General features: G+C 58.6%; 25 protein-coding genes, 1 pseudogene and 1 riboswitch. Of the genes and pseudogenes, 12 read left to right on the top strand and 14 right to left on the bottom strand.

The genetic code is table 11. The features are described from left to right. Positions 1-110: 110 nt before the first annotated feature. The 3 genes from mqo to IFT47_RS25550 form a co-directional block, all read right to left on the bottom strand. Positions 111-1616, bottom strand: coding sequence for a malate dehydrogenase (quinone) (mqo, locus tag IFT47_RS25560; protein WP_192174931.1), 1506 nt, complete (start codon positions 1614-1616; stop codon positions 111-113). Further along, entirely contained in the window at positions 1616-1810 is a 195-nt protein-coding gene (locus IFT47_RS25555) for a hypothetical protein (RefSeq protein WP_133771915.1), read from the bottom strand. Before IFT47_RS25555 ends, mqo begins: the two co-directional genes overlap by 1 nt. 539 nt (positions 1811-2349) lie before the next feature. Beyond that, on the bottom strand, positions 2350-2583 hold the full coding sequence (locus tag IFT47_RS25550; RefSeq protein WP_192174930.1) for a hypothetical protein: 234 nt from the start codon (positions 2581-2583) through the stop codon (positions 2350-2352). Positions 2584-2804: 221 nt separating this feature from the next. Here IFT47_RS25550 and IFT47_RS25545 point away from each other — a divergent pair, with 221 nt between their 5' ends. Then, on the top strand, positions 2805-3386 hold the full coding sequence (locus tag IFT47_RS25545; protein ID WP_192174929.1) for a YajG family lipoprotein: 582 nt from the start codon (positions 2805-2807) through the stop codon (positions 3384-3386). Between the two features lie 101 nt (positions 3387-3487). Here IFT47_RS25545 and IFT47_RS25540 read toward each other — a convergent pair whose 3' ends face one another. Further along, on the bottom strand, positions 3488-3691 hold the full coding sequence (locus IFT47_RS25540) for a hypothetical protein (RefSeq protein ID WP_065991803.1): 204 nt from the start codon (positions 3689-3691) through the stop codon (positions 3488-3490). 140 nt (positions 3692-3831) lie between these two features. On the opposite strand from IFT47_RS25540, the gene IFT47_RS25535 reads away from it, so the two are divergent. Further along, positions 3832-4101 (top strand): hypothetical protein, encoded by a 270-nt coding sequence (locus tag IFT47_RS25535; protein ID WP_172609708.1) that lies wholly within the window; start codon positions 3832-3834, stop codon positions 4099-4101. A gap of 4 nt (positions 4102-4105) precedes the next feature. On the opposite strand, the gene IFT47_RS25530 is transcribed toward IFT47_RS25535, so the two are convergent. Together IFT47_RS25530 and IFT47_RS25525 are read right to left on the bottom strand one after the other, a co-directional pair. After that, the gene (locus tag IFT47_RS25530; protein ID WP_192174928.1) at positions 4106-7204 is read right to left on the bottom strand and encodes an autotransporter domain-containing protein; all 3099 of its coding nucleotides are present in this window, start codon (positions 7202-7204) and stop codon (positions 4106-4108) included. Between the two features lie 170 nt (positions 7205-7374). Continuing rightward, positions 7375-8538 carry a 1-acyl-sn-glycerol-3-phosphate acyltransferase gene (locus tag IFT47_RS25525; protein ID WP_192174927.1) on the bottom strand — a complete coding sequence of 388 codons (1164 nt, stop codon included), beginning with the start codon at positions 8536-8538 and terminating at the stop codon, positions 7375-7377. A gap of 214 nt (positions 8539-8752) precedes the next feature. On the opposite strand from IFT47_RS25525, the gene IFT47_RS25520 reads away from it, so the two are divergent. The 4 genes from IFT47_RS25520 (at position 8753) to IFT47_RS25505 (ending at position 10861) form a co-directional block, all read left to right on the top strand. After that, positions 8753-8935, top strand: a complete 183-nt coding sequence (locus IFT47_RS25520) for a CPXCG motif-containing cysteine-rich protein (protein ID WP_192174926.1) — start codon at positions 8753-8755, stop codon at positions 8933-8935. Further along, positions 8935-9195 carry a putative signal transducing protein gene (locus IFT47_RS25515; RefSeq protein WP_192174925.1) on the top strand — a complete coding sequence of 87 codons (261 nt, stop codon included), beginning with the start codon at positions 8935-8937 and terminating at the stop codon, positions 9193-9195. The genes IFT47_RS25520 and IFT47_RS25515 overlap by 1 nt, the downstream gene beginning before the upstream one ends. A gap of 51 nt (positions 9196-9246) precedes the next feature. Continuing rightward, on the top strand, positions 9247-9891 hold the full coding sequence (locus tag IFT47_RS25510; RefSeq protein ID WP_192174924.1) for an SOS response-associated peptidase: 645 nt from the start codon (positions 9247-9249) through the stop codon (positions 9889-9891). A gap of 151 nt (positions 9892-10042) precedes the next feature. Next, complete coding sequence (locus IFT47_RS25505) at positions 10043-10861, top strand: M48 family metallopeptidase (RefSeq protein ID WP_192174923.1); 819 nt, start codon at positions 10043-10045, stop codon at positions 10859-10861. A 142-nt stretch (positions 10862-11003) separates the two neighbouring features. On the opposite strand, the gene IFT47_RS25500 is transcribed toward IFT47_RS25505, so the two are convergent. The 3 genes from IFT47_RS25500 to IFT47_RS25490 form a co-directional block, all read right to left on the bottom strand. Then, the gene (locus IFT47_RS25500) at positions 11004-11588 is read right to left on the bottom strand and encodes a TMEM165/GDT1 family protein (RefSeq protein ID WP_192174922.1); all 585 of its coding nucleotides are present in this window, start codon (positions 11586-11588) and stop codon (positions 11004-11006) included. Between the two features lie 89 nt (positions 11589-11677). Next, positions 11678-11798: riboswitch (yybP-ykoY riboswitch) on the bottom strand. A 40-nt stretch (positions 11799-11838) separates the two neighbouring features. After that, positions 11839-12837 carry a class I SAM-dependent methyltransferase gene (locus IFT47_RS25495; RefSeq protein ID WP_192174921.1) on the bottom strand — a complete coding sequence of 333 codons (999 nt, stop codon included), beginning with the start codon at positions 12835-12837 and terminating at the stop codon, positions 11839-11841. Between the two features lie 94 nt (positions 12838-12931). Continuing rightward, positions 12932-13897 carry a 2-hydroxyacid dehydrogenase gene (locus IFT47_RS25490; protein WP_192174920.1) on the bottom strand — a complete coding sequence of 322 codons (966 nt, stop codon included), beginning with the start codon at positions 13895-13897 and terminating at the stop codon, positions 12932-12934. 88 nt (positions 13898-13985) lie between these two features. Here IFT47_RS25490 and IFT47_RS25485 point away from each other — a divergent pair, with 88 nt between their 5' ends. The 3 genes from IFT47_RS25485 to IFT47_RS25475 all read left to right on the top strand — a co-directional run bounded on the left by IFT47_RS25485 (position 13986) and on the right by IFT47_RS25475 (position 16494). Continuing rightward, positions 13986-14615: a LysE family translocator gene (locus IFT47_RS25485; protein WP_192174919.1), complete on the top strand. Its 630-nt coding sequence runs from the start codon at positions 13986-13988 to the stop codon at positions 14613-14615. A 76-nt stretch (positions 14616-14691) separates the two neighbouring features. Continuing rightward, entirely contained in the window at positions 14692-16083 is a 1392-nt protein-coding gene (locus IFT47_RS25480; RefSeq protein WP_192174918.1) for a DUF6861 domain-containing protein, read from the top strand. A 6-nt stretch (positions 16084-16089) separates the two neighbouring features. Continuing rightward, positions 16090-16494, top strand: a complete 405-nt coding sequence (locus IFT47_RS25475) for a hypothetical protein (RefSeq protein WP_192174917.1) — start codon at positions 16090-16092, stop codon at positions 16492-16494. Here IFT47_RS25475 and IFT47_RS25470 read toward each other — a convergent pair. Further along, positions 16478-17035 (bottom strand): RNA 2'-phosphotransferase, encoded by a 558-nt coding sequence (locus IFT47_RS25470; RefSeq protein ID WP_192174916.1) that lies wholly within the window; start codon positions 17033-17035, stop codon positions 16478-16480. The two genes, IFT47_RS25475 and IFT47_RS25470, sit on opposite strands and share 17 nt — an antisense overlap. A 319-nt stretch (positions 17036-17354) precedes the next feature. Here IFT47_RS25470 and IFT47_RS25465 point away from each other — a divergent pair, with 319 nt between their 5' ends. From IFT47_RS25465 to IFT47_RS25455, 3 genes are all read left to right on the top strand, one after another. Then, positions 17355-19031, top strand: coding sequence for a fatty acid--CoA ligase (locus IFT47_RS25465; RefSeq protein ID WP_192174915.1), 1677 nt, complete (start codon positions 17355-17357; stop codon positions 19029-19031). A 364-nt stretch (positions 19032-19395) separates the two neighbouring features. Next, positions 19396-21318, top strand: a complete 1923-nt coding sequence (locus IFT47_RS25460) for a DUF1302 domain-containing protein (RefSeq protein WP_192174914.1) — start codon at positions 19396-19398, stop codon at positions 21316-21318. A gap of 14 nt (positions 21319-21332) precedes the next feature. Then, on the top strand, positions 21333-22697 hold the full coding sequence (locus tag IFT47_RS25455; protein ID WP_192174913.1) for a DUF1329 domain-containing protein: 1365 nt from the start codon (positions 21333-21335) through the stop codon (positions 22695-22697). Between the two features lie 182 nt (positions 22698-22879). Here the strand turns inward: IFT47_RS25455 and IFT47_RS25450 are convergent, their stop codons facing one another. The 4 genes and pseudogenes from IFT47_RS25450 to IFT47_RS27450 all read right to left on the bottom strand — a co-directional run. Further along, positions 22880-23389 carry a hypothetical protein gene (locus IFT47_RS25450; RefSeq protein WP_192174912.1) on the bottom strand — a complete coding sequence of 170 codons (510 nt, stop codon included), beginning with the start codon at positions 23387-23389 and terminating at the stop codon, positions 22880-22882. Further along, positions 23386-24183, bottom strand: coding sequence for a hypothetical protein (locus IFT47_RS25445; protein ID WP_192174911.1), 798 nt, complete (start codon positions 24181-24183; stop codon positions 23386-23388). Before IFT47_RS25445 ends, IFT47_RS25450 begins: the two co-directional genes overlap by 4 nt. Beyond that, a complete protein-coding gene (locus tag IFT47_RS25440) occupies positions 24176-24655 on the bottom strand; it encodes a hypothetical protein (protein ID WP_192174910.1) in 480 nt (159 codons plus the stop codon). Before IFT47_RS25440 ends, IFT47_RS25445 begins: the two co-directional genes overlap by 8 nt. A 946-nt stretch (positions 24656-25601) precedes the next feature. Further along, a pseudogene (locus IFT47_RS27450) lies at positions 25602-26513 on the bottom strand (hypothetical protein); the annotation flags it as partial. Positions 26514-26653 lie beyond the last annotated feature (140 nt).

Raw genomic sequence — 26653 nt, 5'->3', positions numbered from 1 at the left:
GCTGCAGCCCGGATCTTCCGGTTAAAGCGGCTGCCATTGAGTGCAAAAACAGAAAACCCCGCCTGGTTTGGCGGGGTTTTCTTTTACAGCTTTTTGAAGCAACCCAACGATCAGGCGAAAGTGGCTGCTTCGCTGTTCTGCACCAGATCCAGGCTGGCATCGCTCTGAGCACTGACACGCTGATAAAGCTGCGCATCGGTTTCCAGTGCCTTTTCGCGAGCCGGGAAGATCTCGTTCAGCTTGGTGGCCCACTCGGTGCGCGCCTTGTCCGGGAAGCAACGCTCGATCAGGTCCAGCATGATCGAAACGGTCACTGAAGCGCCCGGCGAGGCGCCCAACAGTGCGGCAAGGGAGCCGTCCTTCGCCGACACCAGCTCGGTACCGAACTGCAAAACGCCGCCTTTTTTCGGGTCCTTCTTGATGATCTGTACCCGTTGACCGGCCACTTCCAGGCGCCAGTCTTCGGCTTTGGCTTCCGGGTAGAAACGGCGCAGTGCATCGAGCCGCTGTTCCATCGACTGCCGCACTTCACTGATCAGGTACTTGGTCAGGTCCATGTTGTCGCGGGCCACTGCCAGCATCGGCGCGATGTTGGCTGCGCGGATCGACAGCGGCAGGTCCAGCAGCGAACCGTGCTTGAGGAACTTGGTGGTAAAGCCGGCGTAAGGTCCGAACAGCAGGGACTTCTTGCCGTCGACAACGCGGGTGTCCAGGTGTGGCACCGACATTGGTGGCGACCCCACTGCCGCCTGGCTGTACACCTTGGCCTGATGATGCTTCACCACTTCAGGGTTATCGCAACGCAGCCACTGGCCGCTCACCGGGAAGCCGCCGAAACCCTTGCCCTCCTCAATGCCGGACATCTGCAGCAATGGCAACGCCGCGCCGCCTGCGCCCAGGAACACGAATTTGGCGTCGATGTTGCGAGTCTCGCCGCTGTTCACGTCCTTGATGGTGACGGTCCAGCCGTCACCCTGGCGGCTCAGATCGGTGACGCGTTTGCAGTATTTGACCTGCGCATCGGGCGCGCTGGCCAAGTGCTTGAGCAGCATGTTGGTCAGGTTGCCGAAGTTGACGTCGGTGCCGTGCATGACTCGCGTCGCCGCGATAGGCTCATCGGCTGGACGGCCGGGCATCATCAGCGGCATCCACTCTGCCAGCTTGCTTTTGTCTTCGGTGTATTCCATCGAGGAAAAGGCGTGGTGCGGACGCAGTGCTTCGTAGCGTTTTTTCAGGTACGCCATGCCTTTTTCGCCCTGAACGAAACTCAGGTGCGGAACCGGCGTGATGAACGAGCGCGAGGAGCCGAACGTGCCTTTGCGAGCCAGGTAGGCCCAGAACTGTTTGGAGACTTCGAACTGGGTGTTGATGTGAATCGCTTTCTTGGTGTCGATCGAGCCGTCGGCCGCTTCCGGCGTGTAGTTCAGCTCGCACAGCCCGGCGTGGCCGGTACCTGCGTTGTTCCAGGGGTTGGAGCTCTCTGCAGCACCGGAATCCATCAGCTCGACGACTTCAACCTTGAGGCTCGGGTCTAGCTCTTTGAGCAGCACGGCGAGGGTGGCACTCATGATGCCTGCCCCGACCAGCACTACGTCGACTGCTTCGTTATGCGCCATTAACGCGTCTCCAAAATCTGCAGCACCAAATTGACGGCATGCGTTCCCGTGGTCAGTCGCCAGGTTCGGGCGGCGCGGTGTTCGCGCAGTGCCTCGTTCAACCTGGCCGGGATCGCCATGTCCGATTCTTCGCAATTTTTTGCATCTTCAGCGGACGCCACCGAACGAGCCTGGTTGATGCTTTTATAAGGCAAGCATGAACGCATTTTTCGGCCCGTACAGCCATTCGACTATCGTCAAGGCGTCCGGTTGTGCAACCAAATCCGTAGCGGACAGGCTTCAGGCTCTTTTGACGGAGACTGCGGTGCGGTCGGTCCTTTGCAAGGGGGCTGGGTCAGACGCTAACGGTGCATTTACAAACGCGAAACTATTCATTTGCTTGCCACACTCTTGTGAAGTTGTGAAAACCCGTTTTTTTCACGCTCTTTTGGAGACGCGAACCTCAAAAAGGGCTGCGCGATGGCAGCTCTGCAGATCAGGTTCATACGCGATGTGAGGCAGGAACTGGCGAAGGACGTTCGGATTAATCGACGATCCGGCGTCTGCGCTGCGGCCACATCGGGCTGCACATGTCTGTGTGGAAGGCTCTCTGTGGGCGTTACGAAGGAGTCGATAATGGCTATCGACGATGCTGCGAGGCCCGATCAGGAGACGTCCTTATAATCGGGGGAAGATTATAGCGATGAAACGGGCAGAAATGATCCAGGAAAAATGACTTTTATTCGTCTTTTGGTCAGATGCTGAGCATATGCCGGGCGGTAATCGCACGTGACCGAGAAGTCACGCGGGCGCTGGAGGGGAGTGGGCGCTGCAGCCAGCACAGGTTTGCTTCGTGGACTTCGACCCAGCCCTGACCAAAGGGCGTTTCCGCGCAGTGCTTGAATGCCAGGCAAATGCCGTGCTGGTCCAGACGGGCATAGTGACGATGACGGCGGCGCAACGAGAACAACGACCAAAGAAAGTCCATGGCAGGACTCCTTGCTGGAGAGTTGAAAAAAGTATGGCCGGCAGGCATGACACCGCTGTGACGTTGCGATTGCGCAATTGTGTTGATTTTGATCCTGTGGACAACGTCGTCTGCCCGGAACCGGTGGGATGGCACTTTGTCGTATCTTTACCCTAGTGAGCGGCCTTGGGAGGTCGCTATACTGCGGCACATTTTGTGCCTTGGCCCATGGAGAAATGAGCATGTTGCGTCGCGTTCTGTTCGGTTTGCTTGCCGCTGGCAGTCTGACCCTGGCGGGCTGTGCCCACAGCCCGCAATCCCTTACCCCGGAACCCAAGCTGAACGCTCAACTGGCGCCGGTCGGCCACGGCCAGCAAGTGGTCGTGCGCGTGGTTGACGGTCGTCAGTCGCAGCAACTGGGCACTCGTGGTGGCCTGTACCCGGAAACCAGTTCGATCACCGTCAATGGTCAGCAGTTGCTGCCGCAGCTGCAGGCTCAGGCTGAAGCCGGCGTGCGGTTGCTGGGTTTCACGCCCGTGCAGAATGGTAATGGTCCGCAGCTGACCGTCACCCTGGCAGACCTGAAGTATCAATCGCCGAAAGAAGGCCTGTACGTCACCGAAGCCAACATCAGCTCTACGTTCCGCGCTGACGTTCAGAACGCCGGCCGTAACTACAGCGGTCGCTACGCGGCCTCACTGGATCAACGCTTCGGCATGGCGCCAAACGAAGAGACCAACACCAAGCTGATCAGCGACGTGCTCAGTGACGCACTGACCCGCCTGTTCCAGGATCAGACGATTGGCCGCACCCTCGGCCAGTAAGTTCAGCGCCTGATTCTGACGTACAAAAAAGCCCCGGTTTCGCGAGAAGCCGGGGCTTTTTGTTTGTTCAGCGGCGTCACCTGGGGCTCGCAGCGCGGGGGTCAAGCTGCCTGATAAAAGTCCAGAAAACTGAAACCGGTCTGCAGATCCACTTCTGGCAGATCGTTGTGCGCATGGCCGCCGAGCGCGCAGTACACCAGCCAGTGCCTGTCCTGAACGTTGAACGCCAGTGCGTCGATCAATGCTTCCTGTTCGTCGCTGGGGGCGATGAGGTAAAGGCGGTCCTGGTTGTGGGCGTGCAGCATGACGCTCTCCGTGGCGGTGGGTCGATTTGAGGTCCCACACAGTGCCCGGTTCAGGTGACGTTAAGGTGACAGCGACTAGTGTGAGCGACAGATCCAAACAGAGTCTGCGGCGCCCATTAATCCGGCGTCATCGAGGCACCATGTCGCTTATCCATCACGCCCCCGGTCTCGCCATCAACCTCTGCGCCTTGCTCGCCGCCGGCCCCGGCATCTGGCTGCTGCACACCACCCGTACTCGCGAGCAGCGGGAGATGGCCCATCTGCACCATCTCACCGAACAAGCCCCAATCGACGAACCCATGCACCTGATGGATGTGCCCACCTTGCGCATGATCCGCCTGAGCTATCGGTTCGGCACGGCGTGCCTCGCGTTCGCGCTGCTGTTGTCGTGGGTGAGCACCAAGCTGTGATCGCTTAAAAGGCCAGCGTCACCCTGGCGTTCAGGGTTTGATCCGACGCATCGCTGCTCACTTGTCCGTTGTAACTCAGCCCGACGCTCAGCGTGTCGCTCAAGCCCAGATCGACCCCCGCACCAAGCACTGCTGCGTTGCGGGCAATCGGTGCGCCGGAGAGATCGAAGGTGTCGCCGCCGCTGAAGGCCGCGCGGTTCTCTGGCGTCACGTCGCCGTAGGCACGACGCCAGCCCAGTGTCGCGTTGGGCTTGATCGCGACGCTGCCCGCATTCAAGCGAGTGGCGGCGCGCAGGCCGAGGGTGCTGAAGGTGATGTTGTTGTCCTGAGACTTGTTCTCCAGTCTGATCGCGTTGCTGTTTTCATCGAAGGAATCCGTGTCCAGTCGCACATGGGCGAGGTTGGCGAAGGGCTCAAGTTGCGCATTGCCCAGCTCGATGGCGTAACCCAGTTCGCCAAATACCTGATTGGTCGCCGCGTTGTAATCTTCCTTGAAGTGCTCGGAAGCCCCTGGCAAGTCCAGCGTGCGCTTGGCCGTCAGATCGTGCCAGGTGCGTATTGCGCCAAGGCGCAGGCCCAGTTGACCCCACTTGGCGCCGGCATAGACGCCCAGATGGTAGTTGTCGCTGTCGGTCGAGCCGGAGGCATGGCGCAGGTCGAAGCTGCTGTTGCTGAAACCGGCCATGGCACCCACGCGCCAGGTGTCGTCGAGTGGCACGTCTGCGCCGAACAATATGCCGCTGCTGTGCGTGTCGAGACCCGAGACATCACTGGTGCTGTCGGTTTTGCCGGTCGCGCCGATGGCCTGAGTCCAAACCACGCCACGGGAGTCGTCACCGACGTGGGTTTGCGTCGTGCCGCGAAGTGCCGGTGCTGACTGCGCTTGTTGCAAGCGATCGTTCACGGCGTTGCGCACCAGACGGCTGTCCTCGATCAGCGCGGACTGCGTCGACGCATGCGGCTCATTGGACAGTGCCTTGAACGTGGCCTGGGCGGTCGACGTATCGTCCTGCACCACTTCACGCCAAAGCGCGTTGCCAGCGCCCGCGCTGTCCAACCCTTGGGCGACGGCTCGGGCATTGCGGGTCGTCGCCAGGCTGGCGAACGTTTGTGCGTTACGGTCCAGCGTCAGCCCGACATCGGTTGCCGTGTAGTTCAGCGTCGGGGTGAGGAAGGCGAAGTTGGTTTGCACATTGGCAAACGTACCGCTGACGCCACCGGCTGCCGAGAGAATCGAGTAACGGCTCGCGGCCAGCCAGTTACCGCCTTCAACCAGCGACAGCGTGCTGTTATTGAGGGTTGCACGGCCGCTGGCGACGATGCGGTCGGCATTGCCATTGGCGTCCGATTCGACCTGGTAGACCGAGCCCTGAGCAAGGTTCACATCACCGTTGACGTTCAGTTGCCCGACCGAATTACCCGGTGCAACCACGCCACCCCGAGCGACATTGATGCCCCCGACGGTGCCATTGCCACCCAGCGTTGCGCCTTGCTGCACGCTGACGATGGAGTTGCCCAGGTCACCGTTGACCGCCAGCCGACCCGCTTGCACCGTCGTTGCACCGGACAGGCTGTTGTTGCCCGTCAGGTTAAGCGAGCCGACGCCACGTTTGATCAACGCACCGTTGCCCGTCAGGGTGTTGGCGAGGGTGTCGTTGGTCGACTGATCGACGACCAGCGTCGCGTTGTCGGTGATCGTCCCGCTGCCGAACGCCTTGGCATGGCCGGTCAGCACGCCGCCGTTGATCACGGTGCCGCCCGAGTAAGTGTTATTGCCGGTCAGCATCAGATTGCCGCTGCCGTTTTTGATCAGCCCGCCGTTGCCGCTGATGTCGTTGCGCCAGGCGTCGATGGCGTTATAGCCGCCGAGGCTGGCGTCCATGTTGACCGTGACGTTGGAATTGAATGCCGCATAACCGTCGCCCGCAGCGTACAGGTTCAGGCGGCCGTAGCCACCTGACTGATCGATCACCGCATAGCCTGAGGAGATTTCAGTGGTCGCCAGAATCTCGCGCCGCTGACTGGCGTCCAGGTAAGGGAAGCGGGTTTCCAGCAACACGTCGGCGTTGGTTGGCACCACGGCGGCCAGGTTAGTCGGGCCCACCGGATCGAAGCCGTAGGTCATGCGCGAGGTGAACAGCGCCTTGTCCTGAGCGTGTTGAGACGTGCGATCGGTCGCCGGGTCAATGCTCGCCATGCAGTTGTTGACGTCGCCGCCGCATTGCGTCGTGAAATAACTCAGTGCCTGAGCACGCGCATCGGCGCGCAGTTGGGCGTTGGCCGGATTGGAGAGGTTGTCGATGGCGAAGTACGTTGCGGTGATGCGTCCACCCATCACGTCGAACGGCGAGTGCATGCCGGCTTCAATGCGGTTGTCGCCAATTTCCGAGGCGCGCAGCATCAACTCGCTGAAACGCTCGGGAATGGCATAGGCCAGTGCGTATGAAGACAGGTACGCGGCATTGGTATGGCCGCTGGGAAAACCCGAGTCGCTGGCGGGCGTGGTGCTTTCCGCCGGGCGCAGGGAGGGCGCGACCACGAAGTCCAGGCTCTGACCATCCAGGCTTTGACGCCATGGCCGCGGATACAAATAGTGGGATTTGGCGGGCGTTGTCGAGGCGTCGTTGCGTACAGCGCTGACCAGGTCGACGACTTTGCCCAGCGCCGAAGACGAACTGCCTGCGCCATTGCCTTTGTCGTCGTATCTGACGGTTTTGTTGCTGTCGTCGAATTGCGTGATGGTCGTGAAGGCGCCAGCGCCTGCCTTGTAGGCAGCGCTCAACGAGCCGAGGCCGCTGATGGCGCTGTAGCTCTGGTCACGGCGGTCATCGAAGTAGGCGGCGGTTTCCTGGGCGAGGGTGCGGGCGTTGGCGCGGTCGACCACGATTTGCAGGTTGCGCCGTAGCAAGCTCTGACCCAGGGCGGTCGGTGTACCCGTGTCCCAGGTCGCGCCGGTCGTCCATAAGGTATTGAATCCGGAAAGCAGGTCGACACCGTTGATGGTGTCGTCTCCCGCCCTGCTCGCGGCCTGGACCGATACGGCGAGCACTGAAAGTACCAGGGAAGACACCATTACCTGGGCAACCGGTTTGCTGGATCGCATAGCGTACGCCTTCACTCATTTGGATAGGCGACGACCTTAGCGAGCCAGTCTTACGCTTGAGTGTGTCAGCGGTGACACATTTGTGAAGGCTGATATCGCCAAGGCAACGGAGGCGCACAACGAAAAACGGCGCCTTGAGGGCGCCGTTTATTCGGGGGAGGGAAGGGGGCTTAAAGCGGCAACCCGGCCTTCACCCGGTACTGATTGCGCACCGGCATGGCGTATTGCTGAATCAGAAACGGACGGTGCTCGGCAGGGCAGCCATTGAGTCGGCGCTGCCATTCCTCTTGAGCGCGTTCCAGTTCGTCTACCGGGAACACTTGAGCCGCGTTCGGCACTTGGAGCGCCGGCTCGGCGTTGGCCCATTGCGCGTACGCGAGGTAGTGCACCGGGAACAGCCGATAGCCGCCGAGAATCTGCCGGTCCATTTCGATGGCCAGCAGTTTGGTGTCCTCGAACAGCTCGGTGATCGGCGGGGCAAAGTTCACGTGCACGCGGCCTTTGTAGCCGGTGATCCCCAGCGCGATGCTGACGTCGTCCTCGCCCGGCACTTTGGTGTAACTGCCTGTGGTGGCGCGGATGTACAGCTCCCGCGCCTTGGCGTGATCGCACGGGTCGTATTCGTAGCTGATCGACACCGGCGTCAGGTTCAACGACTGGATGACTTCGCCGAACGGCTCGTCCTTGCGGCTCATGTGGAACATCTTGAGGATGGCCGACTCGGTGCGGTCGTCGCCGTCTTTGGCGCGGCCTTCAGCCTGGGCGATCCAGATCGACTGGCAGTCATTGCGGATCGAATGATTGATGTACGCCGACAGCAACTGGTAAGCCGCCATCTTCTCGCGACGTCCGGTGATCGAGCGGTGCACGATGAAGCTCTTGTTCAGGCGCATCAGGTCGCTGACGAAGGGCTTTTGCAGCAGGTTGTCGCCAATGGCGATGCGCGGCGTTGGCAGGCCCGCGTGGTAGACCGCGTAATTGACGAAAGCCGGGTCCATCACGATGTCGCGGTGGTTGGCCAGAAACAGGTACGCAACCCCTGACTTGAACTGCTCGACGCCGGTGTAGGTCACACCGTCAGTGGCGCGTTCGATTGTGTGATCGACGTAATGCTCGACCTTGTCCTGCAGGGCCGCGACGGTGTCGATGCCGGCGAACTGGCGACGCAACTTGCGCGCGATGGCCGGTTGCAGAATCCAGCCGAGGGAGCCGGCCAGACGCGGAAATCGGAAATGCGTGAGGATCGCGAGGAACGCCTTATCACCCAGCAGCCGATCAAGTACGGCTTTTACTTCGGTGTCGTCGTACGGTCGGATGGCATCGAATTCGCCCATCATGCTCTCTTGTCGGAAACGGCTAAGGTAATGGAGGTCGAGTCCGGTGCAGCAGCGAGTCACGACACCACAGGCTTGATGCCTGGGCGGCGGCCGCACAACAAGGCGGCTTCGCTCAAGGTGTCGACTCAGGCTGATGCCCGGATGCTGAGGAATAAAGCTCGACCCGCAAACAAGTCGGCGATTATACGCAAAACTGGGCCCGGAGACTGCGATGCAGGAAATACAGGATTACGACTGCCCTTATTGTGGCGAACCGGTGGAGGCGGCGCTGGATCTGTCCGGCGGCGATCAGACCTACATTGAAGATTGCCCCGTCTGCTGCCGGCCGATCATCTTCAGCCTGCAAACCGATGGGGAAGAGTGGACGCTGGACGTCCGCAGCGAGAACGAGTGATGCGCAAGATTTATGAGCCCGAACACCTGATGGAAGGTGAGCTGCTGCACGCCATGCTCGCCAGCGAAGGCATCGAGTCCCACATCACCGGGCGTCATTTACTGGGCGCCGTTGGGGATTTGCCGGCGTTCGGGTTGTTGGGCCTGACGGTCGAGGATGACCAGGCCGAGCGGGCGCGTCTGTTGATCACCGAGTACAATGCCGCCTTTCCGCTGTCCGGTGACGAGCCGGACAGCTATCCCGATGTGTTGCTGTGCTGAATCCGGTTCGCGCGCGCCTCATTCGCTTTCAAAAAGAGTTGTGCTGAACCCATGTGTGGACGTTATGCGCTGTTTCGTTGGTCGCCTGCCTTTGCGGCCCTGCCCGGATTTCCGAGCGACCAGCAAGCGCAGTGGAATATTTCTCCTGCCGCTTCTGTCTTGATGGTTCGGGCAGCGCCAGGCGAGGTCGAGGAGGGCGCCGAGCGCGGACGCGAAGTGGCGCGGGCACGTTGGGGGCTGACGCCGCCCTGGCTGACCGACATGTCGCGCACGCCGGCCCATGCTCGCGCTGAAACCGTAGCGGAGCAGCCGATGTTCAAACAGGCGTTTCGTGAGCGACGTTGCCTGCTGCCGGCCAACGGCTTTTATGAGTGGCGTGGCAGCGTGCGCAAGCGGCCGTTCTGGCTCACGCCGGCCGAAGGATCGACGCTGTATTTCGCGGCGATCTGGGAGGCCTATCCCGTTGAAGGCCACACCTACCTGAGCGTTGCTGTGGTCACGCAGTCGGCCATGAGCCAGCGTCGACCGTTGATTCTCGACGAAGAAGGGCAGCGCGCCTGGCTTGATCCGGACTGCCCGCTGATCACTTTGCAGGCCATGCTCGCCGCCCCGCAGATGCAACTGCGCGAACGGCCTTTGGCCAATCTGGTGAACGATCCGAAGCTCAACGCGCCGGAATGCCTGACGCCGTTGTAGTGCTGTCTCACGGTGTGAATCGCGATCCCGTGTTTCTTTCCTGTTACACAGCCGCGTTTTCCTGCGCCTTTTCACATGGCAGACGGCTGGCATCTGGTGCTCGGCCCGCGTATTGCCTAGGATGGCGCGATTGTTTCAATGGAGATACGAAATGCGCAGGATTTTTGCTCTTTGTGGCGTAACGGCAGCGTTGCTGGTGGCTGGGTGTCAGGCGGTCAATACCACCACCGGCGATTCGGTGGGTGTCGAGCGCAAACAATACATGTTCAGCATGCTGTCGACGGACGAAGTCAACAAGATGTACGCCCAGTCCTATCAGCAGACGGTCAGCGAAGCCACGTCCAAAGGCGTGCTCGACAACAGCAGCGCCGAGGGCAAGCGCGTCCAGGCCATCGCCAAGCGTCTGATTGCCCAGGCACCGAAATTGCGGCCCGACGCGGCGCAGTGGCAGTGGGATGTGAACCTGATCAAAAGCGATGAGCTGAACGCCAACTGCGGTCCCGGCGGCAAGATCATCGTTTACAGCGGCCTGATCGATACGCTCAAGCTTAGCGATGACGAACTGGCGGCGGTCATGGGCCACGAAATTGCGCACGCCTTGCGCGAACACGGCCGTGAAGCCATGTCCAAGGCCTACGGTGTGCAGATGGCGAAGCAGGGCGCCGGTGCATTGTTGGGGTTGGGGCAGGACAGTCTGGCGCTGGCCGACACCGTGGTCGATTACAGCCTGACGCTGCCGAACAGCCGCGCCAATGAAAACGAAGCGGACTTGCTGGGCCTCGAGCTGGCTGCTCGCGCCGGTTACAACCCGAATGCCGCGATCACGCTGTGGCAGAAGATGGAAGCTCAAGGCGGCGCGTCGCAGCCGGAGTTCATGAGCACCCACCCGGCTTCGTCCAACCGGATCGCCTCGCTGCAGGCGGCGATTCCGAAAGTGATGCCGTTGTATCAGCAGGCGCCGAAGGGCTGATCAACGCCTGATCCCGGTAGCAGACACGGTCATGTGGAAGCGAGCTTGCTCGCGAAGAGGTCGGGACATCCGCTGCATCTTCAGCGACTGGAAGGCCGTCTTCGTGAGCGAGCTCACTCCTACAGGGGGCTGGTGTCTGCGGCTACGCCCAGCCGCTGATCTGCATCGCCTTGTACACCGCAACGATCGCCAGAACGAAAAATGCACCCGCTGCCAGACGACGAATCAGCGTCAGTGGCAGTTTCTCCGCAGCAAAATTACCCGCCAGCACCACCGGCACATTGGCCAGCAACATGCCCAGCGTCGTGCCGAGGATCACCAGCCACAAGCTTGGGTATTGCGCCGCCAGCATGACGGTCGCGATCTGCGTCTTGTCGCCGATTTCCGCGATGAAGAACGCGATCAGCGTGGTCAGGAAGGGGCCGAACTTGCGACTGGTGCTGGCTTCGTCGTCGTCCAGTTTGTCCGGAACCAGCGTCCACAGCGCCGTGGCGGTAAAGCTGGCGGCCAGGATCCAGTGCAGGACGGCGTCGGAGAGATAGCTGCTGAACCATGCGCCAACGGCACCGGCCGCAGCATGGTTGGCCAGCGTGGCTGCGACAATCCCGGCAATGATGGGCCAGGGTTTGCGGAAGCGAGCGGCAAGAACGAGCGCGAGGAGTTGGGTCTTGTCACCGATTTCAGCCAGTGCGACGACAGCGGTGGGGACCAACAGGGATTCCAGCATCAGGGTTTTCCTAAGGGGCGGGTCAACACGGCTATGACACGTACAACCTCCCCGCCCCGGGTCAGGATGTTCGTGTCATAGGTCTTGTCAAACCACCGATCCGTCTGAGCGGATCTGGGGTCGCACGCACCATGGTCTGTGGACCAAGTATGTTGATGCGTGCCGGACGAGCATGGCGCTCGTGGGAGACTACTCCCCTAGGACGGTGCGGATTCTGCCTACACGTCTCGTGTTCGGCAAGCGCTAATTATCACGCACGTTTCGCACGGTAAACCCGGAAACCCTGGCCCTCGGCCATGATTGCGCACGGCCCCAGATGCGACTCGATGATCGGCTGGTAGCGCAGGAAGCTGTTTGCAACCAGGCGCAGTTCGCCTCCTTTTCTCAGATGTTCTCGTGCTTTTTTCAGCAGATTTTCAGTCGCGGCGTAATCAGTGTGGACGCCGGTATGGAACGGCGGATTGGTCAGAATCACATCCAGATCCTTCGGTGCGGCATCGATTCCGTTGCCCGTCAGCACGTCGGCTTTAAGGCCATTGGCGGCTAGCGTCAGACGGCTGCTGGCGGTGGCGAACGCATCGACATCCAGCATGGTCACGCGGGTTTCGGGGTAGCGGCGTTTCACCGCAGCACCGAGAACGCCCGCGCCGCAGCCGAAATCGAGCAAATGGCCGGCGGGAAGTCGATCAATGTTTTCCAGCAACAGGGCCGAACCCCGGTCCAGACGGCCGTGGCTGAACACGCCCGGCAGACTCACCACCTTCAACGCGCCGCCTTCGATTTCGATGTCGAAACGTTTGGCCAGGCTGTCGAGCTCGACGGCTTGCGGAGGCGTTTCGACGGTGACTTGCCAGAGCTGGCAATGCCGGGCGCTGTCGAGTTTGCGCGTACGCCCGAAGGGGCTCAGCTGGCGGGCAGCGGCTTCAATGCCACCGCGTTTTTCGCCCACCAGAAACAGCTCACGTCCGGCCAGACGCGACGCGAGCGCGTTGATGAGGTAATCAGCGAGGTCGCGGGCCTTGGGCAAAAACACCATCGCGGCTTCAAAGGGTTCGCCCGGGGCCTCGGTGCCGAAGTGCACGCGCTCGGGAAATCGTGTACCGAGGGTGTCGAAGTCGCCAGCGTGCCAGCTCCAGCCGCGCGCGTTGGGCAGCTTGCTCAGCAAGTCGTCGGCAGGGAGGCCGGTCAGCAGCAAGGAACCCTGAAACAAATCGGCCTGCCGGAGTAACACTTCACTGCGCGGGTCCATCATCGGCTCCTCGAAAAAAGGGCGAAGTTTAACAGGCCTGCCACGCCGCGCACGCGCTGTGCGGCCGAGTGGCGAGCCTGCGAAAAGCTCCGTGTCAGCTGACGACGCGGACCGGCTTGCCCTCATAGAACGCCAGAGCGTTTTCGTTGATCTGGCCGACGATGCGCTGCCGCGCTTCCTGGCTGCCCCATGCGCTGTGGGGCGTGATAATCAGGCGCGGAATATCGCCCGACAGCAGCGGATTGCCATTAACCGGGGGCTCGACCGTCAGCACGTCGGTGGCCGCGCCGCCGAGATGGCCGTTGCGCAGGGCATCGGCCAGTGCCTGCTCGTTGATCAAGCCGCCGCGCGCGGTATTGACGATGAAGGCTTTGGGTTTCAGCAGGCTCAACTCATGGGCGCCAATCATGTCCCGAGTGCGCTCGTTGAGCGGGCAATGCAGGGTGAGGGCATCGACCTGGGGCAGTAGCTCATGCAGCGGCACGCGATCAGGGCGCGCAGGACGACCGGGAATCTGACCCGACAGCACGCGCATGCCGAAAGCTTCGGCCAGCTTCGCGACCGCGCCGCCCAGCTCGCCATGGCCCAGCAGCCCCAATGTTTTGCCTTCCAGCTCGACAATGGGGAAGTCCAGCAAGCAAAACTGCTTCGATTTCTGCCACTGGCCTTGATGAATCGCTTGTTGATAGTCAGGCAAGCGGGTGGCCATCGCCAACAGCAACATCAGCGTGTGCTGAGCCACGGAAGGGGTGCCGTAGCCCTGACAATTGCTGACCACCACGCCATGCTTACGCGCGGCGTCGAGGTCGACATTGTTGACGCCGGTGGCGGTCACCAGCACCAGTTTCAGCTTCGGGCAGGCGGCGAACGTGGCGGCATCGATCATGATCTTGTTGGAAATCGCCACATCGGCGTCCTTCAAACGCTCGGCCACCTGATCGGGTGTGGTGCTGCCATGCAGCACCAGTTCGCTGAAGGTTTCACGCCACGGCGCGAGGTCGAGATCCCCCAGATCCAGAGAGGTGTGATCCAGGAAAACTGCTCGGCGTTGACTGGGCATCAGCTGTACCTTTTGCTCGGTGGGTGGGAGGCGTAATGTGACGAGCCTACCAGAGCCTGCCGCTCGCCATAACGCCTGGAGAACTTCGATGTACTGGACCGAATTTTTAACCGTTGCGCTGATTCACCTGCTGGCCGTCGCCAGCCCCGGTCCGGATTTCGCCGTCGTCGTGCGCGAAAGCGTGACCCACGGTCGCAAGGCCGGCACCTACACCGCCATGGGCGTCGGCACCGCGATCTTCCTGCACGTCGGCTATTCGCTGCTGGGCATTGGCTTGATCGTTTCGCAGTCCATCGTCCTGTTCAATGCCTTGAAATGGGCGGCAGCGGCGTACCTGATTTACATCGGCATCAAAGCACCGCGCGCCAAACCTGCAAACGCATCGGATGCGCCCGTGGACATCGCCAAAGGCGAGCGCACCGCGCGGGGCGCCTTCACGGCAGGGTTCGTCACCAACGGGCTGAACCCGAAAGCGACGCTGTTTTTCCTGTCGCTGTTCACCGTCGTGATCAACCCGCACACGCCGATGCTGGTTCAGGCGGGCTATGGCGTTTACCTGGCATTCGCGACCGGCGCATGGTTCTGCCTGGTGGCACGCCTGTTCAGCCAGCCTCGCGTGCGTGCGGGCTTTGCGCGGATGGGCCATTGGTTTGATCGGGCGATGGGTGGGGTACTTGTTGCGCTGGGTTTGAAGCTGGCGTTGACGGAGATGCATTGATGTTGGGTTTAGTGAAGTACCACTGTTTAAGGAATTAGGTTGGGTACTACCGCCTTTAGACGGCAGGGATGAGTAAATGGATTTTCTAACCGATGTTCCCAGTTGGGATGATGTAGCGCGTAATCTTGAAGAAAAGTTCGGTAATTTAAACCAGTCGTTAGATCAGGGCTGGGAAAGCACGCTCGGCAGTTGGAATGGCTTCACTCGACGCGTGAGCACCGAGGCCACTCTGGCCTACGGCAGTGTAGGGGGAAGCCGCATCGAATCGGTCAGGTCGGCGATGGCCAAGTCCTATCCCATTATCCAACTAGATCTGACGCGCAAATGGGCATCCATCAACATCGCCGATATCCTGCCCACGTTGCTGCAATTGGTTAAAGAGGTCGCCATGATCATGGGCGGCAGCGTAGCTGTAGGGGCCGTTGCCGGTGGGGCGGCTGGATCGCTAGCGTTTGGAGCGGGTGCGTTACCGGGAGCTGTGGTGGGTGGGGGCATAGGCGCGCAAGTTGGCAACTTGATTCTGCTGGGGATGGGGCTTTCAGCCATCGCCGATTATTTCTACCAGGGGCTACCTCCTTGTCTCGCAAGCATTTATGAGGGCATCGTTACCGCATGGAACGCTGAAGATGGCGTCAGACCTGCCGGACTTGACCCTACAGGCGCGTCCGCATGGATAGTGGACGAGCGTATAGACGCAGCAGCGAGGAAGCTTGCCAGAGGTCAGGAGCAGTTGGTAATGCTGTTGCTGACAGCCATTGTTACTTATATCTCTAGAGGACAGATTAAGGCTGGAGTCGTGAGCAGCCTGGACAGCATTGCCGCGCGTAGCGCAAAGCTTCAAGCAGACATGACTAACAAAGAGATTGCTGGTTGGTTAGCTCGAAATGAACAAGGCTTGTTGGCACTTCCTGAATTGCGAGTACGCGAGCCGATACCGTTGGCTAAACAAGAACTTGAAGCCGAGATTAAAAAGCAGACAGAAAGGCCAGAAATTACTAAAAAAGAGCAAGAAACTAGCGCCCCGATACAGCCAGAAAAACCAAAAACTGATAAAAAAGACGACGAACCACCTCCTAAAGGAAATCCCGTTTTAGGTGTATTGGAAGACAGTGTGTTCGCACAAAAAATGTCTAAGCCGACCAAGGCGTTTAGCAAAGACGGACAAAATATTTATTCTATGGCTGCAGGGCAGCCCATAAATACAGTGTCCGATCTCACGAGTGCCTTGGAGACTGGCGCCATAACCCCTAGGCAAGTACCTCTTGATTACGTTGTTGTTGATGGGCACAATGTCATAGCAAATACCCGAAGCTCAACAGCGCTTATAAATGCTGGTATACCCAAGAGTCAGTGGTATGGGGCTAATAAAACAGGTGTTGTAGCTTTTGAGAATACAACTTTCGACGAGCTTGTCAAAGAGCAGCTTAGAAAGAATTACGGCGGCTCCGTACTTAATGCAAGAAGGTAATAATTAATGAAGCTATCTCAACCCCAAAAGCTTTTAGATCTTGATACCTTTCTACCTTCAGATGGTGAAGATGATTTTTCAATGTCTTATGCTGAGAACTATCTTACACTCGATATATATTACGATCCGGAGCTTTCTGCGCCTACACGCGTAAAGAAAAGCCTTCGATTTTTCTGGCCTAGCTATTTTGTAAAGACTCCGTTCCCGGGTCATAGCTTTTTTAGTTGCCCTGACGACCGGGATTTATCGTTGCTGAGTTGCTTGGTTGAGTATAAAAGCTCAGAAATCGTGGATATCGCTAATAAAATGTCTAGCTCGGCCAATTTTAGGCACTTTCGGTTGTATCTTCAATCTGAAGGGGCAGCACTTCACATCGTAGCGCAGTCATTCGAAGTTATAGACCAGTCTTGAGAGGAAGCCACTCCGCAGGGACTTTATCGATTAGCCACACTTCGTTTTCGGCCTTATAAAACTTGAAGCCCATTTCATGCATTCGAAGGGCTTCAATTTTCAGGACAACTGGCTTGCCATAGCGAAGCCCTACGGAATGTGCAGTTTCTGGGCTTTCCGACAAGTGCACATGATGACGTATTCCCGGAATGAGTCCTTTCTCATAGATTGATTCCAAGAATCTGGTGGCCGTACCATGGTAGAGGAGTGTGGGCGGTATCGTCTGCGTGTGTTGAAGATTTACTGTGCGAGTTGAATGACCTTGCGCGGCTCGGATAAGTTGTCGGCTTTCTGAAATAATAAATCTTTTCTTCTCGCTTTCGTTAACCACCTTCTCCAACAGGTCTCGGTCAATAACGCGATTATTTCTCGAGGCGCACAGGATTAGCGCATCGATATCGGCCCATCCATCTGAATCCAGCTCCAAGCCGATGGCTTCTGGTTCATGCCTTAAGACATAACTTAAAAACTTGCTGCTTTCGTCAAGTAATTTCTTGTCCACACCGATTCCTCATAATGGCCAGCATTGAACGTGAAAGCTAAAGCTTCATCCGAAGAAAATCAATCCTGACCGCTGCTGCATCGTTATTCAGCAACGTTGGAACATTCTTGAGCGGTTAGGTATTCCAATGACACCTTTCTTATGATCTCGGCGGCACCGAAAAAATTCTTTATACCGGTCCAGAATTTCCTAGGCCAAGTTGGTATTTTTTAGGCACCTCAGACCAACAATTCATCCCTTCGGCTGATCCGATCGACGCGCCCAGGCCCTACAGTGCATATTTTCAGCCCCCGCACCTGCACCGTGAAAAGGGATTCCTATGCTGCACACCCGCGTGATTCCGCCCGCCGAAGGGGCGTACCAGTATCCTCTGTTGATCAAGCGACTGCTGCTGTCAGGCGTGCGCTACGAAAAAAACCGTGAAATCGTTTACCGGGACCATTCGCGCTATTCGTATCAAATGCTCAACGAGCGCATCTGCAGGCTGGCCGGTGCGCTGACGGCGGCCGGGGTCAAGGCGGGTGACACCGTGGCGGTGATGGACTGGGACAGCCATCGTTACCTGGAGTGCATGTTCGCGATTCCGATGATTGGCGCGGTGATCCACACCATCAACGTCCGGCTTTCGCCCGAGCAGATCCTGTTCACCATGAACCATGCCGAAGACAAGCTCGTGCTGGTGAACAGCGAATTCGTACCCCTCTACAACGCCATCGCCGGGCAACTGACGACGGTCGAAAAAACACTGTTACTGACCGACACCGATGGCGCGACCGCCGACCTGCCCAATCTTTTGGGCGAGTACGAAGCGTTGCTGGCCGCGGCGAATCCGCACTATCAATTCGAGGATTTCGACGAGAACTCGGTGGCGACTACGTTCTACACCACCGGCACGACGGGCAACCCAAAGGGGGTGTATTTCACCCATCGCCAGCTCGTGCTGCACACCATGGCCGTCGCGACGATCATGGGCAGCGTCGAAGGCATTCTGGGCGGCGACAAGGTTTACATGCCAATCACGCCGATGTTCCACGTTCATGCGTGGGGCGTGCCGTATGCCGCGACCATGCTGGGCGCGAAACAGGTGTATCCCGGCCGTTACGACCCCGAGTTGCTGGTGCAGCTCTGGCAGAAGGAAAAGGTCACGTTTTCCCACTGCGTGCCCACCATCATGCAAATGGTCCTCAACGCCAAAGCCGCCCAGAACATGGATTTCACCGGCTGGCACATCATTATCGGCGGCAGCTCGCTCAATCGTTCGCTGTACGAGGCAGCCAAGGCCAAAGGCATTCAGCTGTCTGCCGCCTACGGCATGTCCGAGACCGGGCCATTGGTGTCGGTTGCGCACCTGAATGACGACTTGATGGCCGCCAGTGAAGACGAACGGACCGCCTACCGAATCAAGGCCGGCGCGCCGGGCGTGCTGGTTGAGGCGGCGATTGTCGATGGTGAGGGCAATTTCCTGCCTTCCGACGGCGAGACCCAGGGCGAACTGGTGCTGCGCGCACCGTGGCTGAGTGAAGGTTATTACCGCGAGCCGGAGAAGGGCGCCGAACTGTGGGCTGGGGGCTGGCTGCACACCGGAGACGTGGCGACGCTGGACAGCATGTGCGGGATCGACATACGCGACCGCATCAAAGACGTGATCAAGACCGGCGGCGAGTGGGTATCGTCGCTGCAGCTGGAGGATCTCTGCAGTCGTCATCCCGGTGTGCGCGAAGTGGCTGTGGTGGGCATCGCCGACCCCCAGTGGGGCGAGCGCCCGTTTGCGCTGCTGGTCGCTCGCGAGGGTCACGTCCTGGATGCCAAGACCCTTAAGGAACATCTCAAGCCATTTGTGGAACAGGGGCACATTAACAAGTGGGCGATCCCCAGCCAGATCGCCCTTGTTACCGAAATTCCCAAGACCAGCGTCGGCAAGCTCGACAAGAAGCAAATACGTCAGAACATCCTTGAGTGGCAGGGCAGTAACAGCGCTTTCCTCTCCACACTCTGACGCTTTCCTTCGCGGCCATTTCATCGGTTCATCCCCGTGAAAATGTGCCGCGAAGGCTCTAATCCGGCGTCTTCCTTGCCAATTCTCTTTTTTCAGCCATGCTCCCCCTGCGTTGTGATTTGCCACTCTGGAGTCGGCGTGCCAGAGGTGTTGGCGCTGCAAATCACACTTTAGAGGGATCAAGCAGCAGCACCTGCTGGCTATAGTCGGCAGTAGGTAGGTACCGGAGAAAAAGCGCACTGATCGTTTCGCAGTTGTTTGGCTGCCCGATCGGCGTTGACACCCAGGCACTGCGGCCCGTCCGCCTGAGTCGTTTCTGGAAGCACCCACTGCCATAAAAATAAAAGCACATGGAGTAGCGTCGATGACATCAGCTAACCAGTTCTGGCGCCGGGCTAAATTGCCCCTGGCCGTCAGCCTCGCTTCCACGCTCGCCGGCCCTGCATTCGGCGTCAGTTTCAATATCGGAGAAATCGAAGGCAACTTCGACTCGTCGCTCTCAATAGGGGCAAGCTGGTCCACCCAGAACGCCAACAAGAACCTGATCGGCTCCAACAACGGCGGTCACGGTCTTTCGCAAACCTCCGACGACGGTCACTTGAACTTCAAAAGCGGCGAAACGTTTTCGAAGATCTTCAAGGGCATCCACGATCTTGAACTGAAATACGGCGACACCGGTGTGTTCCTGCGGGGCAAGTACTGGTATGACTTCGAGCTCAAGGACGAAAGCCGCGACTTCAAGGACATCAGCGATTCCGGCCGCAAGGAAGGCGCCAAATCCTCAGGTTTCGAGCTGCTCGACGCATTCGTCTATCACAACTACTCCATTGCCGATGAGCCGGGCTCGGTGCGTCTGGGCAAGCAAGTCGTCAGTTGGGGTGAAAGTACCTTCATCCAGGGCGGCATCAACAGCATCAACCCGGTCGACGTGTCCGCGTTCCGTCGCCCTGGCTCGGAAATCAAGGAAGGTCTGATTCCGGTCAACATGTTCTACCTGTCGCAAAGCCTGACCGAAAACCTGTCGGCTGAAGGCTTTTACCAGCTGGAATGGGACCAGACCGTCGTCGACAACTGCGGCACCTTCTTCTCGCAACCGGACGTGATCGCGGACGGCTGCAACAGCAACCTGGCCGTACTGCGTACCCGCAACAGCCTCAATGCGGCTCTGCCTGCCGCGTTGCGTGGCCCCGTTCAGAACACGCTGGCTGCGCGCGGCGTGAACTTTGGTAATCCTGACGAGGGCGCAGTGGTCGCCCGCGGCCCTGATCGCGATGCCCGAGACAGTGGCCAGTACGGCCTGGCCATGCACTACAACTTCGAGCCGCTGGACACCGAGTTCGGCGCCTATTACATGAACTACCACAGCCGTCTGCCGATCTTCAGCGGCAAGGGCGGGCCGGCAAGCGCCTACAGCGCAGCGGGCCTGGTTGGCGGTCTGGCGGCCAACGGCGTTCCTCGAGGCGTCGCGGCGGCCCTCGCGCCAACCCTGTTGCCCGTCGTGGTCGCTGCCAACTCCAGCTACTACGTTGAATACCCGGAAGACATTCACCTGTTCGGCCTGAGCTTCTCCACCACCTTGCCCACCGGCACGGCGTGGAGCGGCGAAGTCAGCTATCGCCCTAACGCACCGGTGCAGTTGAACACTACCGACATCCTGTATTCCGGCCTGTCGCCGCTGAACTCGAACGTGTCGCTGCTGCAGGGCGCACCCGGCCAGGACCAGAAAGGCTATCGCCGCAAGGAAATCAGCCAGGCGCAGACCACCTTCACGCACTTCTTCGACCAGGTGATGGGCGCCGAACGTCTGACCGTAGTGGGTGAGGTGGGCTGGACCCACGTCGGCGGGCTGGAAAGTACATCGAAACTGCGTTATGGCCGCGACCCGAGCTATGGGCCGGGCCCGCTGCCAGGCGGTCAATGTCAGACCCTCAACGCCAGCACCCTGGGCACTGCCGCGCAGAACAACCTCAGCCGCTACTGCGAAAACGATGGCTTCACCACCACCGATTCGTGGGGTTACCGCGCTCGCGCCATCTGGGATTACAACAACGTCTTCGCCGGGGTGAACCTGCGTCCGAGCGTGGCCTGGTCCCACGACGTCGACGGCTACTCGCCAGGTCCTGGCGGCAACTTCGAGGAAGGTCGCAAGGCCGTGAGTCTGGGCCTCGACGCCGAGTACCAGAACACCTACACCGCCAACCTTTCCTACACCAACTTCTTCGACGGCAAGTACACCACCGTGGACGATCGCGACTTCGTAGCGCTCAGCTTCGGCATGAACTTCTAAGGACAATAATGAAAATGAAAATCACGAAGGGTCTGTTGCAGGTTGGCGTGTTGGGTCTGTCGTTGTTGGCGACCAGCGTGATGGCTGCGGTGTCCGACGCCGAAGCCGCCAAGCTGGGCACCACGCTGACGCCGATGGGCGCGGAAAAAGCCGGCAACGCTGCCAACACCATTCCGGCCTGGAGCCCGATGCCGACCAATGCTGGCGCCGTGGACGACAAAGGCTTCCTGGCCAACCCGTACGCCAATGAAAAAGCGCAGTTCACCATCACTGCGCAGAACGTGGATCAGTACAAGGACAAACTCGCCCCGGGCCAGTACGCGATGTTCAAGCGTTACCCGGACACCTACAAGATGCCGGTCTACCCGTCCCATCGTGGCGCGACTGTGCCCGCTGACGTATTCGCCGCCATCAAGAAAAACGCCACCAACACCAAGCTGGTGGGTGGCGGCAACGGCCTGGAGAATTTCGAAACCGCAGTGCCGTTCCCGATTCCGAAGGATGGCCTTGAGGTCATCTGGAACCACATCACCCGTTATCGCGGCGGCAGCGTCTCGCGTCTGGTTACCCAGGCCACGCCGCAGACCAACGGCTCGTTCAACCCGGTGTACTTCCACGACGAGTTCGTCTTCCGCGACAAGATGAAGGATTTCGATCCGAAGAACCCGGGCAACATCCTGTTCTACTTCAAACAGGAAGTGACGGCGCCGGCGCGTCTGGCAGGTTCCGTACTACTGGTGCACGAAACCCTCGATCAGGTCAAAGAGCCGCGCGCGGCGTGGGTTTATAACGCGGGTCAACGTCGCGTACGCCGTGCGCCGCAAGTGTCCTATGACGGGCCGGGCACCGCCGCCGATGGCCTGCGAACCTCCGACAACCTCGACATGTTCAACGGCGCGCCAGACCGCTACGACTGGAAGCTGATTGGCAAACAAGAAATGTACATCGCCTCTGATAGCTACAAGCTCGACGATCCGAAGCTGAAATACACCGACATCATCAAGGCCGGCCACATCAATCAGGACCTGGCGCGCTATGAACTGCGTCGCGTCTGGCACGTGACTGCCACGCTGAAAGAAGGCCAGCGTCACATCTACGCCAAACGTGACTTCTTCATCGACGAAGACACCTGGCAGGCCGCGGTCATCGATCACTATGACGGCCGTGGTCAACTGTGGCGCGTGGCTGAAGCCCACGCCGAAAACTACTACGACAAACAAGTGCCGTGGTATGCCCTCGAAGCTCTGTACGACCTGCAATCAGGCCGCTACCTGGCGCTGGGCATGAAGAACGAAGAGAAAAAAGCCTATGACTTCGGCTTTACCGCCACTGTCAGCGACTTCCAGCCCAACGCGCTGCGTCAGGAAGGCGTGCGCTAACGGCTGACCGAACAAGCGGGGAGCGTGCAACGTTGATCACAGCTACAGCGCACTGAAGTCCTCCGCGTTTTACCCTATGGCTGAACCCCATAGCGCAGAAAGTAAACACCCCGAGTGGTCGGGGTGTTTTTTTTTTGACCAAGGTTTGCGTCCACAGGACACTGTTCCTCTTTATGCGTGGATCACGGCGGAAATGAAAAATGCTGTGCTCGAACCGAGCCGTCATCCAGCTCCTTTATCGCAACATTCTTCAGATGCTCCGAGCCGAACGAGTTCGCGGTGCAGGTTTTGCTCATGATGGTTTTGTTGAGCTTGAGTACCTCTAGAAACGCTTTGGCACCGAAGGTTTGTTGAGGCACACCTACGACATATCCGTAATCACCCGTGCGAAATCCAAAATAGGTGGTGTATGTCGCCTTATCTACCCACCGAAAAAGCGGGCGGGTTGCTCGGAATGTTTGCGTCATCTCATCCTTTTCAGGCGTCCCGAATCGATAGGTGATGGTTTCTTTGTTGGCACTGCTGCACAGAGAGACTGACCGCTGCTTTTGCTCATCAAGACGGCAACCGGCAATGGGGGTTTCGTTTTTGACGCAACTGACGTCTTCACTGGCAGATACGGTTCCACTTGTGAAAGATATACAGACGAATGCCAGGCTTAAAAAGTTTGTCTTATCACGCCTCTCCATCATCTGTAACTTAGCGCTTTCAGATTGTCGGGGGCCGCATAACCATCGTTATACTTCAACGTATAGGAATTGACCCTCCGCTTTATGAAGTTGGTTTTACAGCTCTCATCTGTTTCTTGTGAAGTCGTATTAATCACGGTCTCCCTAACAACTATGTCAGCATTAGGAGTGTGGGCATGCTTCATTCGCAGTGTCATAGTTCTGTCTTGGAAACTTCCGGCGCAGCGCATGTCCCATTCACCGATACGCTCCTGGACGGCCAGCCCTTTCAATATATTAATTAGCATTTTGTCGAGTAGGATGTATAAGTTGAGCGAGGTGGAGCTGTAGGGGTTCGGCTGTGACGATCCTGTCCACAAGATTCGGATCCCGAACGCAGTATGACTTTCATTCAGTTGATAAGGGGCAGTATCGATTATCACTTCATGACTATGAATAGCGCCGGCGTCAAGCACTCCCGATTCGCGATTTTCACCCATAACGTTTCTTGTAAGCGGATCCAGGACTACCATCTCCAAATCAGCATTTTCGCCAAAGATGATCGATGTAGCGAAAATCATTAGACCCGTAGCGGGCCACATTTTGCAAGTCGTTATATGGTAGGTGCGCTCATAGTCTTTATATCTATCCGAGATAAAGCTCTGATACTCCTCCATGCAGTCAGGCCTTTTAGCATGGCCCAGCTTCTCCCCAGCTCCAAATACGGTTGCGCTTGTGAGCTCCAGCCATAAAAAGACGATGTTCCATATCGCCTTCATAACCTGGTCCCGCCATTGCGGGTTAGTGATCTCATCCACCGTGCCGCTTGCTTACCCGTGGAAACACCAATCCGTTGATATCAGCATGTGCTCCACAAATACCCAAACCCAACGCAGTTGGGTCAACATTGTAGGAAATAATGGTTAAACCTGCTTTCTTTCTCGTCACGAGGATCCGCCCATACGCAGTTTCATGAACCAAGCTCCGGCCTGTTACTTTCATCTGGAATGAAAACGCACAGACATGCTGATTCGCTTGGGTGCTTTCTAGCGTCACTTGGTAGTCGTTACCTTTCTTCCGGATTTGCAGACTGTCGCTAAAAATCTTTGAGCAGTTTGAGCCGTCCTCTGGCGAGGTGCAAAGCAAGCTGCTTACGGTGTAGGTACCCTCCCAAGACGCATCAGGAACGACAATGGAATGTGAATTGTCCTCCGCTACAGGTGCGGATCGTGCCGGATTCGATACAGCAACTTGTAACGCGAGGCACATGGTCAATGCAATGCGTTTCATCTCAGTCTCCAGCTCTTAAGTAACGCGCACGATTTCGCCCTCGCTCATATCTCAAGAGCTCTGGAGTGCTTTCAATGTAGTTTGCGAGACGTTGTTTATCGTTAGCTGAAATGTGTGGCAGTTGCCGTTTCCAAATGCTGCCCTGCTGGTAAGTCAAATCCACGGCAATATCTCTTACCCGACTATCAAGATCCTCCCATAGTGGAGTACCCGGCGCTGCAACTGACTCGTATTGCTGCTGAGCGGCGATTGCATACCGGGGGTAGACCACCGTCTCGAACAAAACGCGCTGTGAACGTGTGGAAATAACCCCATATGCAGCCTTGTTCGCCGTCACAAAGTCACGAGCGGCGTCACTGAAGAGCTCGGCACCCTGCGAGAATTTTCGGGATGTCTCCACATCCAGACCCGCCTGCATCAGGTCTGCACACACGGATGCTTTTGTCCTGTGGCGCATGTCGTAACCGCGCCCAAGGGTGACGCCCGAGGCACCGCCTGGCCAATGCAACTGTCGGCTAAAGTAATAGCTTGATGGATTGTCGTTCCCTTCGGCGTCGAAAGTGACTTGTCCTCGCTCTACTACTAAATCGTTACGCGGCTCCTCGGAGCACAACCAACCTAACAACCCCAGCGGATGCAGATGGTGCACCTTCCCATCTACAGGCAACCCAAGCCGCCCGGCCACCTCTGCCCACCAACTCATCGCCTTGATCCGCTCCTTCTCCGCCAACCAGTTCAGGTTAGGCGTCGAGCCGCCGTGCCCCAGCAAGTCGTCCAGCGCATCCCACTTGCCCGGGACGTGATGCCATTCGCTTTGGTAGCGAACTATCAACTGCGAAATCGACTGCGCGTGGGCTGGCAGTCTTAGCGCGGCTTGTATCTCGCTACCGCTCAGTTTGCCGTCACGGTTGCGGTCAATGATGTCGAACAGGCGCTTTTTGATCGNTGAATCGTAGTCTGCCAAGGTCTCGTAACCCTCCCACGACCAAGGACTGAGCCACGGCGTCACGCCCACTTCTTCACGCACCCAACCGTCGAGCAGGTTGTTGTCGGCGTCGTGCAGCAGCCCGTCCAGGCGATACCAGTTGCACGCTTTACTGTCACCACTGGCAGGCACCGCGATTTTTCGTTCGGCCGGCAAGCCGTCGATCAGACTTTTGGGAAGCAACAACTGCGCGGCGCTGGGCGTGCCAGCCCCCTTCAACGTCGGCGGTTTTTTGCTGCTGAACGTGCCCTGATGCGCGATTACGCGAGTGCCTTTGACGAGCTTCAGCCAGGTCCTGCTGCTGGCGGGCAGTTTGTCTGCCCAAAGGCGGCTCAGGCGCAGGAACGTTTTCACGTCGCCCGCGCTGAATACCTCCAGGTGCAGACGATTCTCCGGGTAATCGACGGCGCCTTCGTGATATCGGCCCATGTGCCCGATCAGTTCACCGGCCTTGATCGCAACCGGCCTATCCAGAACGACAACGCTGCCCCGCGCTTCCGGCTCGACCGCGCCGCTCTGCAACGAAGCGAAGTGCACGTATTGATTGACCCGCTCCAGCTTGCGAAACCGGCCTGTGCCACCGACCGTCACTTCGGTGCCTGGATACAGCGTGCCGATCTCGTTGCCTTTGCGAACCATTGGCTGAGCACGGACGTTCAGGGGCGTCTCGGAAACGACCCGATGCTGCTCGCCCGCCAGGGGCCGCAGGAAGTCGGTGCAGACATAACCTCGCAACCCGCCGCTGGCGTCTTTCAGGTGATCGGGGCCGGGGGTGTTTTCAAGCTTGCGATAAGTGCCTTCGCCGCTGACCTGGACTTCCGCACCACGCGGCAGCCAGCCGATGATCGCGCCCTTGCTAGCCTTGTTGCGCACGTTCAGTCCGCGTTGCCCGGGGTAGTCCCCATGGATGTCGTTAACGTCGACGCGAACTTGAAGGGTCGATCCGGATTTCCAAAATCCTGGCCTGACGACAGCCGAGTCTTTTTCGTACGCCGCCCAATCCCGCAAATGCA

Source organism: Pseudomonas sp. CFBP 13711, from assembly GCF_014842265.1.
Taxonomy (GTDB): Bacteria; Pseudomonadota; Gammaproteobacteria; order Pseudomonadales; family Pseudomonadaceae; genus Aquipseudomonas.
The sequence above is the reverse complement of the archived record's forward strand: the minus strand, read 5'-3'. Positions and strand labels throughout refer to the sequence as shown.